At 55.3% G+C, this 12,500-nt stretch carries 13 protein-coding genes; 6 read left to right on the plus strand and 7 right to left on the minus strand.

The features are described 5' to 3' along the window. Positions 1 to 8: 8 nt before the first annotated feature. Genes CJU81_RS08750 through folE2 form a run of 3 tightly spaced genes read right to left on the minus strand, consistent with a single transcriptional unit; the run spans position 9 to position 2,427 of the window. Positions 9 to 875 carry a metal ABC transporter permease gene (locus CJU81_RS08750; protein WP_095036270.1) on the minus strand — a complete coding sequence of 289 codons (867 nt, stop codon included), beginning with the start codon at positions 873 to 875 and terminating at the stop codon, positions 9 to 11. Continuing rightward, positions 875 to 1,534 (minus strand): metal ABC transporter ATP-binding protein, encoded by a 660-nt coding sequence (locus tag CJU81_RS08755; protein ID WP_095036271.1) that lies wholly within the window; start codon positions 1,532 to 1,534, stop codon positions 875 to 877. Before CJU81_RS08755 ends, CJU81_RS08750 begins: the two co-directional genes overlap by 1 nt. Continuing rightward, positions 1,534 to 2,427 carry a GTP cyclohydrolase FolE2 gene (folE2, locus tag CJU81_RS08760; RefSeq protein WP_095036272.1) on the minus strand — a complete coding sequence of 298 codons (894 nt, stop codon included), beginning with the start codon at positions 2,425 to 2,427 and terminating at the stop codon, positions 1,534 to 1,536. Before folE2 ends, CJU81_RS08755 begins: the two co-directional genes overlap by 1 nt. A 128-nt stretch (positions 2,428 to 2,555) precedes the next feature. Here folE2 and CJU81_RS08765 point away from each other — a divergent pair, with 128 nt between their 5' ends. The 4 genes from CJU81_RS08765 (at position 2,556) to CJU81_RS08780 (ending at position 6,733) form a co-directional block, all read left to right on the plus strand. Continuing rightward, positions 2,556 to 3,767: an N-acetylmuramoyl-L-alanine amidase gene (locus CJU81_RS08765; RefSeq protein WP_095036273.1), complete on the plus strand. Its 1,212-nt coding sequence runs from the start codon at positions 2,556 to 2,558 to the stop codon at positions 3,765 to 3,767. Positions 3,768 to 3,860: 93 nt separating this feature from the next. Then, complete coding sequence (zigA, locus tag CJU81_RS08770) at positions 3,861 to 5,069, plus strand: zinc metallochaperone GTPase ZigA (protein ID WP_095036274.1); 1,209 nt, start codon at positions 3,861 to 3,863, stop codon at positions 5,067 to 5,069. Further along, positions 5,066 to 5,719, plus strand: coding sequence for a DUF1826 domain-containing protein (locus tag CJU81_RS08775; protein WP_095036275.1), 654 nt, complete (start codon positions 5,066 to 5,068; stop codon positions 5,717 to 5,719). The genes zigA and CJU81_RS08775 overlap by 4 nt, the downstream gene beginning before the upstream one ends. 39 nt (positions 5,720 to 5,758) lie before the next feature. After that, entirely contained in the window at positions 5,759 to 6,733 is a 975-nt protein-coding gene (locus CJU81_RS08780; RefSeq protein WP_095036316.1) for a CobW family GTP-binding protein, read from the plus strand. Positions 6,734 to 6,929: 196 nt separating this feature from the next. Here the strand turns inward: CJU81_RS08780 and CJU81_RS08785 are convergent, their stop codons facing one another. After that, positions 6,930 to 7,331 (minus strand): DUF3301 domain-containing protein, encoded by a 402-nt coding sequence (locus tag CJU81_RS08785; protein WP_095027798.1) that lies wholly within the window; start codon positions 7,329 to 7,331, stop codon positions 6,930 to 6,932. Positions 7,332 to 7,444: 113 nt separating this feature from the next. On the opposite strand from CJU81_RS08785, the gene pdxY reads away from it, so the two are divergent. Beyond that, entirely contained in the window at positions 7,445 to 8,317 is an 873-nt protein-coding gene (pdxY, locus tag CJU81_RS08790; protein WP_016782915.1) for a pyridoxal kinase PdxY, read from the plus strand. 110 nt (positions 8,318 to 8,427) lie between these two features. On the opposite strand, the gene CJU81_RS08795 is transcribed toward pdxY, so the two are convergent. Further along, positions 8,428 to 8,913 carry an acyl-CoA thioesterase gene (locus CJU81_RS08795; RefSeq protein ID WP_029611658.1) on the minus strand — a complete coding sequence of 162 codons (486 nt, stop codon included), beginning with the start codon at positions 8,911 to 8,913 and terminating at the stop codon, positions 8,428 to 8,430. Positions 8,914 to 9,200: 287 nt separating this feature from the next. Between CJU81_RS08795 and CJU81_RS08800 the strand changes: the two genes are divergently transcribed. After that, the gene (locus CJU81_RS08800) at positions 9,201 to 10,961 is read left to right on the plus strand and encodes a cation:proton antiporter (RefSeq protein WP_095027800.1); all 1,761 of its coding nucleotides are present in this window, start codon (positions 9,201 to 9,203) and stop codon (positions 10,959 to 10,961) included. A 94-nt stretch (positions 10,962 to 11,055) separates the two neighbouring features. Here CJU81_RS08800 and CJU81_RS08805 read toward each other — a convergent pair whose 3' ends face one another. Both CJU81_RS08805 and CJU81_RS08810 read right to left on the minus strand, forming a co-directional pair. Further along, positions 11,056 to 11,463 carry an SMI1/KNR4 family protein gene (locus CJU81_RS08805; protein WP_016782918.1) on the minus strand — a complete coding sequence of 136 codons (408 nt, stop codon included), beginning with the start codon at positions 11,461 to 11,463 and terminating at the stop codon, positions 11,056 to 11,058. Between the two features lie 133 nt (positions 11,464 to 11,596). After that, positions 11,597 to 12,442 (minus strand): Tim44 domain-containing protein, encoded by an 846-nt coding sequence (locus CJU81_RS08810; protein WP_094999548.1) that lies wholly within the window; start codon positions 12,440 to 12,442, stop codon positions 11,597 to 11,599. Positions 12,443 to 12,500: the final 58 nt, after the last annotated feature.

The raw sequence follows: 12,500 nt of genomic DNA on the forward strand, positions 1-12,500 counted from the left end.
GTTGCACCTCATTGGGATGACAGCAAAGGTGGTCGGCGCAGCAAGCCGTGTACCGGACCGAAAATGACAGATAACGCATAGCCACAACCCGCTACCAGCACGATGGCCGGACCGCTTGGTAGTGAGTAATAAAACGACAGCAGCAGGCCCAACCAGACTGAAGCGCAGCCAATGGCAGCCGAGATCAGGATCAGTACCGGTAGCCGACGGCTCCAGAACCGCGAGGCAATGGCGGGCAGCATCATCAAACCAACGACCATTAATGCGCCGATGGCCTGAAAGCCGATCACCAGGTTCAGGACCACCAAGGTCAGAAAGAGGCCGTGGGCCAGTGGCCCCAATCGGCTGACACTGCGAAGGAAGAGAGGGTCCAGGGTGTCCAGCAACAATGGGCGGTAGATGACTGCCATCAACAGCATGCTGAAGCCGGTTACCCAAAGCATGCCCGTCAGTGTTTGACTGTCGACCGCCAGTGCTGAACCGAACAGCAGGTGGAGCAGATCCAGACGTTTACCGGCCATGCCCAGGATCAATATGCCGCTGGCTAATGAGATCGGATAAATCGCAGCGAGACTGGCATCTTCACGTAAGCCGGTGCGCCGGGTGATCCAGGCTGACAGCCCGGCCATGCTCAAACCCGCCCCCAACCCGCCCAAGGTTAAAGCGGGCAAGCTCAAGCCAGCGAACCAAAAGCCCAGTGCGGCACCAGGCAAAATGCCGTGTGCGACTGCATCTCCAATCAGGCTCATGCGCCTCAAGATCAAAAAAACGCCCAGTGGTGCCGTGCTACACGCCAGCACCAAACCGCCCAACAAGGCTCGGCGCATAAATACAAATTCCTGGAATGGCTGCCATAACTGGCTGGCGATAACCATCAGGCGACCTGCGACGGGTTAATCAATTGCATCGTCGGCGCCAATACGGTGCCGCTGCTTTTAATCAATAGCGCTTGGGGAATATGCTTTCGAACGGCAGTGAGGTCATGGCACACAACCACTAACGTTCGCCCTTCGGTTTGCCATGTCTGGATATGCTGCCAGAGCAATTCTTGCCCCAGTTCATCGAGAGCCGCATGGGGTTCATCCAGCAGTAAGAGCGGAGCATCTGCAAGGCATAAGCGGGCCAGCAGCGAACGCTGTAATTCGCCCCCCGACAAGGCCATGAGCGGGCGATGCTCCAGGCCGTCCAAATGCCAGTCGGTTAATACCGCATTTAACTTGTCGCTTCTTTGTTGGGCTGTTTGATTCTTGCCCCAGAAACCCGCAGCCACCAACTCTTGCAAACTGATGGGAAATTGCCGGTCCATAAATTGCTGTTGCGGCATAAAGGCCACGTTACCCCGCCGTGGAACATCCAGCAGAACTTTCCCCGACAGTGGTTTTTGCAGCCCGGCAATTACTTTGAGCAAACTGCTTTTGCCACAACCATTGGCGCCGATAACGGCGGTGAGGCTGCCTTTGGCCAGGTTCATATTCAGCGCTGGAGTGAGGGGCTGACCAGGGACGCCCCAAGTAAGACCTAGGCAACTGATCATTACGTATCCCAATTCCAATAGCTTTCGGCCACGGCGTCATGGCTATGCAAACTTTCTGCGTGAACAACTTTAAGCTTGAACGCCTCCACGCCAGAAGTTTTCTGCAATACCGTGTTGAGCCGTCGGGCTGCGTCCTCACAGAACATCAAGTTTTGACCATTGGCCAGTGCGAAGGCTTGTTCGTCGGCGCGCTTTACGGCTGTTTGAACGGCAGTTCCTAGTGCGTCTTCGGCGTTGTCGATGATTTTCTCTAGCGGCAGTAGTGGGTACTGGTGCCCCAGACGAACCGATAAATGTGCGGCACTGCGTTGGCTGTGTGGTGTGGCCACGATACCTTTTGAGCTGCCGAGCCAGGCAAGAACATCTGCGTGTTGCAGTGATGTGTTGGCGAAATCATCGATGAATTGTTGCTGTATTAATTGCCGAGCGAGAGCTGCTGAGCAGGGGCATGTGGAGGAGTAACTCACTAAAATTTTTAGTTCCACGTGGAACATTCCGTTTTTCAAACTCGCTTCAATGCTTGCCGGATAGCTTTTCCAGCCTGCCAACGGGCTTACTAACGCCGGACGTTTGAGCAGCAAATCGCTGTGAATTCGCACGTAGGCCTTGGTGGATAAACCTTCATGGCTATCAATAAAGCGCTGCAGAAGTTGCCTGAGCAGGGCGGGCGTCAGGTTTTCTGTTTCCAGTTGATCCAGCGCCAGGTATAGGCGAGACATGTGAATGCCCCGAGCAGTGGCGTCTACGAGATTGACTCCGGCATCTATTTTCGCGCTGAGGCGTTGGCCGTCAATTAATACGGGGGAAGCAATGCCGCACATGCCTACCCATTCAAGCGCCATTGCTTGCTGGGATGACTGCGCGGCGACATCCGGCAAAGTCAGCGCATTCATAAGGTGAGATCCGTCGCAGAGTGTTTTGACATGTTATATTATAACTATTAAGTCGACGATGCTTTTTTTGCTGGGGCAAACACACAGCAATGTTGAGTACGGATGCTCCCTTATCTGCGGTACAGGCCATGCATAGACGTCAATTGCTCAACTGGCTGCTTGCCAGTTCCGTCTTCACATTACCGCTGGGCATTTCAGCCGCCCAAATCCAGCACGCCAGGCTATGGCGTACCGGCAAAACCTCGCGTCTTGTTCTGGATCTGAGTGGGCCGGTGCAGTACAAAACCTTCTCTTTGACGGCTCCCGAACGGCTGATTATTGATGTAAGCGGTGCCAGCCTGAGGGGAGATTTCAGCGAGCTGGCACTGGCCAATACAGGTCTGCGAGCCATTCGATCCGGGCATTTTGGCCAGGGCATTACGCGCATCGTGCTTGATCTTGATGAGCCGGTGCAGCTCAGCAGTTTTCTGCTGCCGCCCAAGGACGGGCAAGGTCACAGGCTGGTGCTTGATCTGACCAAAAGCGCGGCCCCACAACTGAACGCCGCAGCGGCAACCACCAGCCATGCACACTCTGGGCGCGACATTATTGTGGTGATTGATCCTGGGCATGGGGGCAAGGATCCGGGCGCGACGAGTGCCAAAGGCCATCGCGAGAAGGATGTTGTTTTGTCTATCGCCCAACTGCTAGCCAAGCGGCTCAAGCGTGAAAAAGGCTTTGATGCACGGCTGGTACGCAATGATGATTTCTTTGTCCCCCTTCGCAAGCGGGTGGAAGTCGCCCACAAGCACAATGCAGACCTGTTTATTTCGGTGCATGCAGATGCCGCGCCGCGTCTTACGGCGTCTGGAGCGTCCGTGTACGCGCTCTCGGAAGGTGGGGCTACATCGGCTACAGCGCGCTACATGGCACAGCGTGAAAACGGCGTGGATTTACTTGGTGCCACCAGCCTTTTGAACCTCAAAGACAAAGATCCGATGCTCGCCGGTGTGATCCTGGATATGTCCATGAATGCCACCATCGCGGCCAGTTTGCAGTTGGGCAATACCATTTTGGGCAGCCTTTCGGGCATCACCTCACTGCATCAAAAACGCGTGGAACAGGCAGGTTTTGCCGTGCTCAAGTCGCCGGATATTCCGTCGATTCTGGTAGAAACGGGCTTTATGTCCAACCCTCGCGATAGCGAGCGCTTGATCACTGCGCGTCATCAACAGGCTGTAGCCGACGGATTATTTAACGGATTAATCGCTTATTTTCAGAAAAATCCGCCCGCTAACAGCCATATGGCGTGGGTCAACGAACAGAAAAACACTACGTTCGTCACTTCGGGGTTGTCTTGAATGCATTGTTATAATGTATCATTTATCGATCCGGTATCGGATTGACTGCCAAGCGGGCGTTTTGACCTGCAGCCCTGATGAGGAAATATCCAGATGTCGAATCGTCTTCCTGTAACTGTTCTCTCAGGCTTTTTAGGTGCAGGTAAAAGCACGCTGCTCAATTATATTTTGCGTAACCGCGACAATTTGCGCGTGGCCGTGATTGTTAACGACATGAGCGAAATAAATATTGATGGCGGTGAAGTTCAGCGCGATGTGACCTTGAACCGGGCTGAAGAAAAACTGGTCGAAATGAGCAACGGCTGCATCTGTTGCACCTTGCGCGAAGACTTGCTCAAAGAGGTGAGTGCACTGGCCAGGGAGGGGAGGTTTGATTATTTACTGATCGAATCAACCGGTATTTCAGAGCCCCTGCCTGTGGCAGAAACTTTTACTTTTCGCGACGAATCAGGTCAAAGCCTGGCCGATATTGCCCGCCTGGACACGATGGTTACAGTGGTCGACGGGCTGAATTTTCTTCAGGACTATCAGGCGGCAGAGAGCCTGGATTCACGGGGTGAAACCCTCGGAGAATCAGACGAACGGTCGATTACTGATTTATTGATCGAACAAGTTGAGTTCGCGGACGTCATCTTAATCAGTAAAATTGACCTGATAAGTTCCGACGAACGGCAAGAATTGATTGCCATTCTGCAACGCCTGAACGCTCAGGCCGAAATAATTCCGATGGTCATGGGGGCAGTTGCGCTCAATAAAATTCTCGATACCGGGCGTTTTGATTTTGAACGGGCAGCGCAAGCACCTGGTTGGTTGCAAGAATTGCGCGGCGAGCATGTGCCTGAGACCGAAGAATATGGCATCGCTTCCAGTGCCTATCGCGCGCGCCGACCTTTTCACCCGCAACGTTTTTTTGATTTTATCGAGCGCCCCTGGACCAATGGCAAATTGCTGCGCTCCAAAGGTTTTTTCTGGCTGGCCAGTAAATTTCAGGAAGCGGGCAGTTGGTCCCAGGCAGGTGGGTTGATGCGCTATGGCTTTGCCGGGCGCTGGTGGCGCTTTGTGCCCCGCGACCAATGGCCGCAGGAGCCGCAAGCCAAGGCTGAAATTCTGCACAAATGGCTGCCAGAGACTGCCGATTGCCGCCAGGAGTTGGTGTTTATCGGTCAGCACATCGATTTTTCTTTGCTGGCGGATGAACTCGATGCCTGTTTGCTGACCGATCCCGAAATGGCCTTGGGCGAAGCGGGCTGGAAGCTGCTCAACGATCCTTTTGGCGATTGGCATGAAGAGGTGGCGGCATGACCAATGCGCTTGCTTGTACCGCTGAGCCCCTGATCCATCAGGTGAGCGGGGAAACACCTGAGGTCATGACGCGAATTCTGGATGAAGACGTCAACCTGGCTATCTGGCAGCGTCAGTTACCTGTGCATATCGTCGATTTCGGCGCCTTGTTGCTCTCGCTCGACGAGCCTCTGGCTGACGCCATTGTTATTGAAATGAGCAATGAAACGGCGCAACCCAACCTTCGGGGCCTGGCTTGCAGATTCAATGACCTGGAAGGCTACACAGGCTTTATTGCCGATGTTTCCTGGCTGGTCAGCGCCTATGCGTGTCTATTGGGCGCCAAACGCATTGGGCTGCGTCTCAGGGCCCTGGATAAAGCCATGTGCCCCCGGTTTCATGTAGACCACGTACCTGTACGTCTTATTACCACTTATGCGGGGATTGGTAGTCAGTGGCTGGAGGAAGGCGTAATGGAGCGTCGTCAGTTAGGGCAGGTGCAGGCCGAGCCCGCCCGGGCAGAGTTGATTCAGCAAATAAACACCGGTGAAGTTGCCTTGCTCAAGGGGGAGAAGTGGCAGGGTAACGAGGGAGCAGGGTTGATCCATCGTTCGCCGGCACTGGCACCGGACGAGCGCAGGCTGATTTTGACCCTCGATTGGCTGGCCTGAGGCATATTGCTTGCTTTGACCCTACAGAAGCTGGCGATCATGTTGCAGAACATTCCCACCCATGTGATTGCCGGGCCGCTTGGCGCCGGCAAAACCAGTCTGATTCAGCACCTGATGGCGCAAAAACCGCCACACGAACGCTGGGCGGTGCTGGTCAATGAGTTCGGTCAGATCGGCCTGGATGCGGCCCTGATGAGCCAGGGAAGCGATGACATTGCCATCGCCGAAGTGGCGGGTGGTTGTGTGTGTTGCGTCAATGGCGCGCCTTTTCAGATTGGTTTGAGCCGTCTATTACGCAAGTCCAGGCCCGACCGCCTGTTTATCGAGCCGTCCGGTTTGGGTCATCCCGCACAGATTTTAAAGCAGCTCGGCGAAGCGCCCTGGCTGGGGGTTTTGGCGCTCCAGCCGTGCGTCATGGTGCTCGATGCGCAAGCGATGACGCAGGGCAAACCTTTGCCCAAAACCCAGCAAGAGGCCCTGAAAAGTGCCGGTTTACTGGTCATGAATAAATCTAATAGTGTCCCAAATGAGCAACGTGAGCAGATTGCATGCAGCCTGCCAAAGTGCCCTGTTTTATGGGTCGAGCATGGCCGCATCCCTTTAAATACGCTGCCTGCAGCCCACATGAATATCTCTCATGCTGTGGATAACTCATTGATTTATAAGGATTTTAATCTTATTGGCAGTGTGTTTTCCGACCCGCGAACGCCGATAGTGATGACTCAACATCAGCCCGAAGGATGGAGCGCAGGTTGGCGCTGGCACCCCTCACGGCAATTTGACCTGGACCTGCTGCAACAGTGGCTCGAAAACCTGGATTGGAAGCGTGCGAAGCTGGTTATTCATGGTTCGGCGGGCTGGTTTTCGAACAATTCTGTGGATAACTCGATCGCGCCGTGGAAATCGAGTGAGTGGCGCAAGGATTCGCGGCTGGAACTGATCTTTGATCAGCCGCAAGACCTGGATTTGCTTCGCTCTGGGCTGGAAAACTGTCTTCTCAAGGAGGTTTTTTAGGTGGCTGACTTGTGCTGCGAGGCGTAAAACCCTGGGTTTTAGCGGATTCTGTGCTGGTAAAATTGTCCTACAATGCGAAGTGTGCGCATGGGATTTTCACCGTAAAAATCTCATACAGGTGTCTATCTCAAGGTTTTGGCGAGGTTTTTCGGGAAGTTATCCACAGGCGCCCGACAGGCAGGCGCTGAAAGGGGGCTCAGTGGCGGGTTTTGCTGTGTTCCTGACGCCATTGGCTGAGTTCGATCACCTGAGCGCTAGGAATTTCGCTTGGCTCAGGTTCGGTCTGGAACGGATAGGGCGGTAATTCGATTTTTGCGCTGTGCGCGCCGAACTGGGTGATGGTTCCGGTATGACGCTGGTCGCCGGTCACCGTGAATTCAAAGTTATACACACGGGCCAGACGCTTGTTGCCATTGGCATCGGGGATCAAGCCGATTTTTTTCAGCGCTACGTTTTCATCCAGCAACTCGATGTCGAGGTTTTTGCAGTGCTGCTTGACCCGCTCAAGCGCCCGCTCGCGCAAACCGTGGTTGTGCCACAGCCAGGCAGCGCCAGCAGCCAGCAGCATCAGTACGAACATATTTCCCAGGGTCAGCATTACATGTGCTCCAACAGATTGTGCTCAGCTTAACTGCGTCTTCAACCTGTCGTACAGGCCGCGTTTGGTCGCATACTGCGTGGCTTGAATCCACCCGTAGTCTGGAATCCGGCATGAAACGTACACCTCATTTACTCGCCATCCAATCCCACGTGGTTTTCGGCCATGCCGGCAACAGCGCAGCGGTTTTCCCTATGCAGCGCGTCGGGGTGAATGTCTGGCCTCTGAACACGGTGCAGTTCTCCAACCACACTCAGTATGGCCAGTGGACGGGGGAAGTGTTGGCTCCCGAGCAAATTCCTTCGCTGGTCGACGGAATCGCCGCCATTGGCGAGCTGGGTAATTGTGATGCGGTCTTGTCCGGTTACCTGGGCAGTGCGGCTCAGGGACGGGCCATTTTGAGCGGGGTGGCGCGCATCAAGGCCGTTAACCCTCATGCTCTGTACCTGTGTGACCCGGTCATGGGCCACCCGGAGAAAGGCTGCATCGTGCCCCAGGAGGTCAGTGACTTCCTGCTGGAAGAAGCGGCGGCGATGGCTGATTTCCTGTGCCCCAATCAGCTGGAACTGGACAGTTTTTGCGGTCGTCATCCGCAATCGTTGCTCGACTGCCTGGCGATGGCCCGCAGTCTGCTGGCCCGCGGCCCGAAAGCGGTGTTGGTGAAGCATTTGTCCTACCCCGGCAAACCCGCAGAGAGTTTCGAGATGCTGCTGGTTACGGCTGAGGGTAACTGGCACTTGCGCCGGCCGCTGCTGGCTTTCCCGCGTCAACCTGTGGGCGTTGGCGATCTGACCTCAGGGCTGTTTTTGGCGCGGGTACTACTGGGGGACAGCCTGGTGGCTGCATTTGAATTCACCGCGGCGGCGGTGCATGAGGTGCTGCTGGAAACCCAGGCCTGCACCAGCTATGAATTGCAGCTGGTACGGGCTCAGGACCGCATTGCTCATCCGCGGGTGCGGTTTGAGGCAGTACCGATCAGTTTGTAAGCAAACTGAACAAAACCTGTGGGAGCGGGCTTGCTCGCGATTCAGGCTACTCGGTTTATCTTTAAGACCGAGTTGATGCAATCGCCAGCAAGCCCGCTCCCACAAGTCGCTTACAGTGTTTCGTCTTTCAGTTCGCGGTAACGCTGTTCCAGTTCCTGACGGATCTGGCGACGTTGCTTGCCCTGGATAAAGCGGCGCTTGTCTTCGCTGTTCAATGGCTGCAACGGCGGAACAGCGGCCGGTTTACGGTCGTCGTCCACGGCTACCATGGTGAAGAAGCAGCTGTTGGTGTGACGCACGGAGCGCTCACGGATATTTTCAGTGACAACCTTGATGCCGACTTCCATCGAGGTATTGCCGGTGTAGTTGACCGAAGCGAGGAAGGTCACCAGCTCACCGACATGAATCGGTTCGCGAAAAATAACCTGGTCCACCGACAGGGTGACTACATACCGCCCCGCATAGCGGCTGGCGCAGGCGTAAGCGACTTCATCGAGGTATTTGAGCAGGGTTCCGCCGTGAACATTGCCAGAAAAATTGGCCATGTCCGGGGTCATCAAGACCGTCATCGACAGTTGGGCGTTTCCGGGTTCCATAGCAGCAGGCTCGTGGTTGTGTTGCAGCAGTGAAATGGGTATCTCTGTGGATACTTGTCGATTTTTGAAACAGTTATTAACGGGACGTTGCCGTTTTGGCTGCCGTCACGCTTATCTCTATCTGTTTCCATATATTGCACCGCCTTTCTGTCGCAAGTCGCGGTGTTAACCTGCAAAAGTCCGTTAGTCGGATATTTCCTATATTTAAAACAGTCGATAAGCACAGCCTGACAGCCTGTGTCTGTCGTCATGTTGCCTGGTGAACATCAAACAAGGAGTGCCACGCCATGCATGCCATCAGTTTTATTCAGGATCTGGCAGTCATCATGCTGGTTGCGGGTGTGGTGACGATTCTTTTCCACAGGTTCAAGCAGCCGGTGGTGCTGGGTTATATCGTTGCCGGTTTTATTATTGGCCCGCACACCCCGCCGTTTGGCCTGATTCACGATGAAGAAACGATAAAGACCCTGGCTGAACTGGGGGTGATCTTTTTAATGTTCTGTCTGGGGCTGGAGTTCAGCCTGCGCAAGTTGTTCAAGGTCGGGGCCACCGCTTTTATCGCAGCGTTTATGGAAATTACGCTGATGATCTGGATTGGCTACGAAATTGGCCGATGGTTCGACTGGAACACCATGGATTCGCTTTTTTTGGGCGCCATTTTGGCCATTTCGTCTACCACCATCATCGTCAAGGCTCTCAACGACCTGAAGATGAAAAACGAGCGCTTCGCCCAGCTGATTTTTGGTGTGCTGATCGTTGAAGATATTTTAGGTATCGGAATTATTGCGCTGCTGTCGAGCATTGCCGTCAGTGGCAGCGTCAGCCCCGAAGAAGTTTTTTCGACGGTCGGCAAGTTGTCATTGTTCATGATCGTGGCGTTGGTTATCGGCATTTTGCTGGTGCCGCGGGTACTGGCCTATGTGGCCAGATTCGAAAGCAATGAAATGCTGCTGATCACCGTGCTGGGGCTGTGCTTTGGTTTTTGCCTGCTGGTGGTCAAGCTGGAATACAGCATGGTGCTCGGCGCGTTCTTGATCGGTGCAATCATGGCCGAATCGCGTCAGTTGCTGAAAATCGAGCGCCTGATTGAACCGGTGCGCGATTTGTTCAGCGCGATTTTCTTTGTCGCCATCGGGCTGATGCTCGACCCGGCCATCCTGCTGGAATATGCACTGCCAATTGTGGTGATCACCATCGCCGTGGTGCTGGGCAAGATGCTGTCATGCGGGCTGGGGGCGTTTATCGCAGGTAATGATGGACGTACCTCGCTGCGGGTCGGGATGGGGCTTTCGCAGATTGGAGAGTTTTCTTTCATTATCGCGGCGCTGGGTATGACATTGCAGGTCACCAGCAGCTTCCTGTACCCCGTAGCGGTGGCCGTCTCCGTATTGACGACCCTGATGACCCCTTACCTGATTCGCGCCGCAGACCCGCTCTCGCTCAAGCTGGCACAGGTGGTGCCTGATCGCTTGTCACGGGTGTTGGGGTTATATGGCGAATGGCTGCGCAGTATTCAGCCACAGGGCGAGGGAGCGTTGCTAGCGGCCATGATTCGCAAAATCTTGCTGCAAGTTGGGGTCAATCTGGCCCTGGTGATCGCTATTTTCTTTGCCGGCGGTTATTTCGCACCGCGCATTGGCCGTTACTTGCAGGGCTGGATTCTGGAGCCGAGCTGGCAAAAAGGGATGATCTGGGGGGCTGCCTTGCTGCTGTCGTTGCCGTTTTTGATCGCGGCGTATCGCAAGCTCAAGGCGCTCTCGATGTTGCTGGCCGAGATGGGGGTCAAGCCAGAAATGGCCGGGCGCCATACGCAGCGCGTGCGCCGGGTAATCTCGGAAGTCATCCCGATTCTGTCGTTGCTGGTGATTTTTCTGCTGCTGTCGGCCCTGTCGGCGAGCATCCTGCCCACTAACGAGTTGCTGATGGTGATTGCAGTGGTGGCGGCGGGAGTTGCGGCGCTGTTGTGGCGCTGGTTTATCCGGATTCATACGCGCATGCAGGTTGCACTGCTGGAGACGCTGGATAACCACAAGGAGGGCGGGCACTGACAGCCCGCTGATCAATGGCGGAAAGCGGGCTTACCCAGGGTTTGATGACGTTTCGTTGTGGCTCACAACGAAACGTCAACAGACCCAAGAGGTATCAGCTTTCCAGCCAGACGTCGCGCGCCCAGTGCCAGACCGATTCCCAGGTTTCTTCGGTGACGAGTTCTTCTTCGCCGGACCACAGCACTACGGTGCCGTCTTCTTCCACGCAGTAGTAGTCGTCGCCGTCCTGGCAAATAGGGATCAGGCTGCGATCAACGCCAGCATCCCAGGCATTTGCCGCCACTTCCGGCAGGTAGGTGTGTGATTGTGGGTCGGTCACCGTGACCGGCTCCAGGCTGCCATACACCACGTCACTGACGGTCAGCAGAAATTCTCTGAAGACAAATGGAATATCGATGAACAGCTGTTCTTCGATTTCCACCAACTGGTCTTCTTCAGGCAGTTCCAGGGGAACCGGTACAGGCTCGTTTTTTTCGCGTAGCTCTTCAATGATCTCTTCCACGACCTCATCCTCATGCTCTATGGCGCGGTTTATATGACGCGCTTTATACAGTAGCTCGTTATAAGTGCAATCGTGAAATGCAAAGCCCCGGACAAGTCCGGGGCTTTGGTAAACGCATGTGTAACTCGCAGGATCAGCCGTTCTGGCGAATACCTGCCACCAGCCAAGGCTGGTTGTCACCTTGCTGACGTTCCATGTTCCAGCTTTCGCTGAAGGCTTCGCCCTGGTCAAAGCGCGAGTTTTTCGACACGCCGCTGAAGGTCAGGGTTGCAATGGTTTTGTCTGCACGATCGTCCAGGCCGTCCAGTTGCACGGTCAGGTTGTCGATGTAGGTGGACTGGAAGCCATCACCCAGCTCAGCGCGTTCACGCTTGAGGAAGTCGAGCATCTGCGGGGTTACGAATTCGGCAATTTTGTCCATTTCGTTGGCATCCCAGTGCTGTTGCAGGGACTGGAAATGGTTGCGCGCAGCTTCCAGGAAGTTCTGCTCGTTGAACCAGGCTGGCGCATTGATCACCGGGCGGGCCGCAGGGGCAGCCGAACCACCGAAGATCGAAGCAGCAGGCTTGGCGTCGAACGCTTCGCGTTGCATAGGGGCGTGGCCGGCAGGGGCCATCATGTCAGCCTGTTTGCGACGACGAGCCGCGATAAAGCGGAAGATCAGGAAGGCGATAACCGCCATGATCAGGATGTCGAAGAACTGCATGCCCTGGAAGCCGCCGCCCATGAACATGGACGCCAGCAGACCACCGGCAGCGAGGCCGGCCAGAGGGCCCAGCCAGCGCGAAGCACCGCCAGCCTTGGCTGCGGCGCCTGCAGCACCGGCCGCCGCAGGGGCTGCAGCTGGAGCCGCTTGACGCGTTTGGTGGCTAGGCGCTGCGCCCGCGCTTTTGCCGCCGCCGAAGCGCTTGGCGTTCGCGTCGATGCTCATCGTCAAGCCGATGCACAACGCCATGGCGATGCTAAGAAAACGTTTCATAAGGGGTTCCCATTTGTGGATATCACGCGCGCCATGTTGCACAGGTGAGCTGTGACTG

The sequence above is a fragment of the Pseudomonas fragi genome (assembly GCF_002269505.1).
GTDB classification, from domain to species: Bacteria; Pseudomonadota; Gammaproteobacteria; order Pseudomonadales; family Pseudomonadaceae; genus Aquipseudomonas; species Aquipseudomonas fragi_D.

Excerpts from the sequence above, each read along its gene's own strand:
- CJU81_RS08750 (WP_095036270.1), bottom strand. The coding sequence starts at position 875 with ATGGTTATCGCCAGCCAGTTATGGCAGCCATTCCAGGAATTTGTATTT.
- CJU81_RS08755 (WP_095036271.1), bottom strand. The coding sequence starts at position 1,534 with ATGATCAGTTGCCTAGGTCTTACTTGGGGCGTCCCTGGTCAGCCCCTC.
- folE2 (WP_095036272.1), bottom strand. The coding sequence starts at position 2,427 with ATGAATGCGCTGACTTTGCCGGATGTCGCCGCGCAGTCATCCCAGCAA.
- CJU81_RS08765 (WP_095036273.1), top strand. The coding sequence starts at position 2,556 with ATGCATAGACGTCAATTGCTCAACTGGCTGCTTGCCAGTTCCGTCTTC.
- zigA (WP_095036274.1), top strand. The coding sequence starts at position 3,861 with ATGTCGAATCGTCTTCCTGTAACTGTTCTCTCAGGCTTTTTAGGTGCA.
- CJU81_RS08775 (WP_095036275.1), top strand. The coding sequence starts at position 5,066 with ATGACCAATGCGCTTGCTTGTACCGCTGAGCCCCTGATCCATCAGGTG.
- CJU81_RS08780 (WP_095036316.1), top strand. The coding sequence starts at position 5,759 with ATGTTGCAGAACATTCCCACCCATGTGATTGCCGGGCCGCTTGGCGCC.
- CJU81_RS08785 (WP_095027798.1), bottom strand. The coding sequence starts at position 7,331 with ATGCTGACCCTGGGAAATATGTTCGTACTGATGCTGCTGGCTGCTGGC.
- pdxY (WP_016782915.1), top strand. The coding sequence starts at position 7,445 with ATGAAACGTACACCTCATTTACTCGCCATCCAATCCCACGTGGTTTTC.
- CJU81_RS08795 (WP_029611658.1), bottom strand. The coding sequence starts at position 8,913 with ATGGAACCCGGAAACGCCCAACTGTCGATGACGGTCTTGATGACCCCG.
- CJU81_RS08800 (WP_095027800.1), top strand. The coding sequence starts at position 9,201 with ATGCATGCCATCAGTTTTATTCAGGATCTGGCAGTCATCATGCTGGTT.
- CJU81_RS08810 (WP_094999548.1), bottom strand. The coding sequence starts at position 12,442 with ATGAAACGTTTTCTTAGCATCGCCATGGCGTTGTGCATCGGCTTGACG.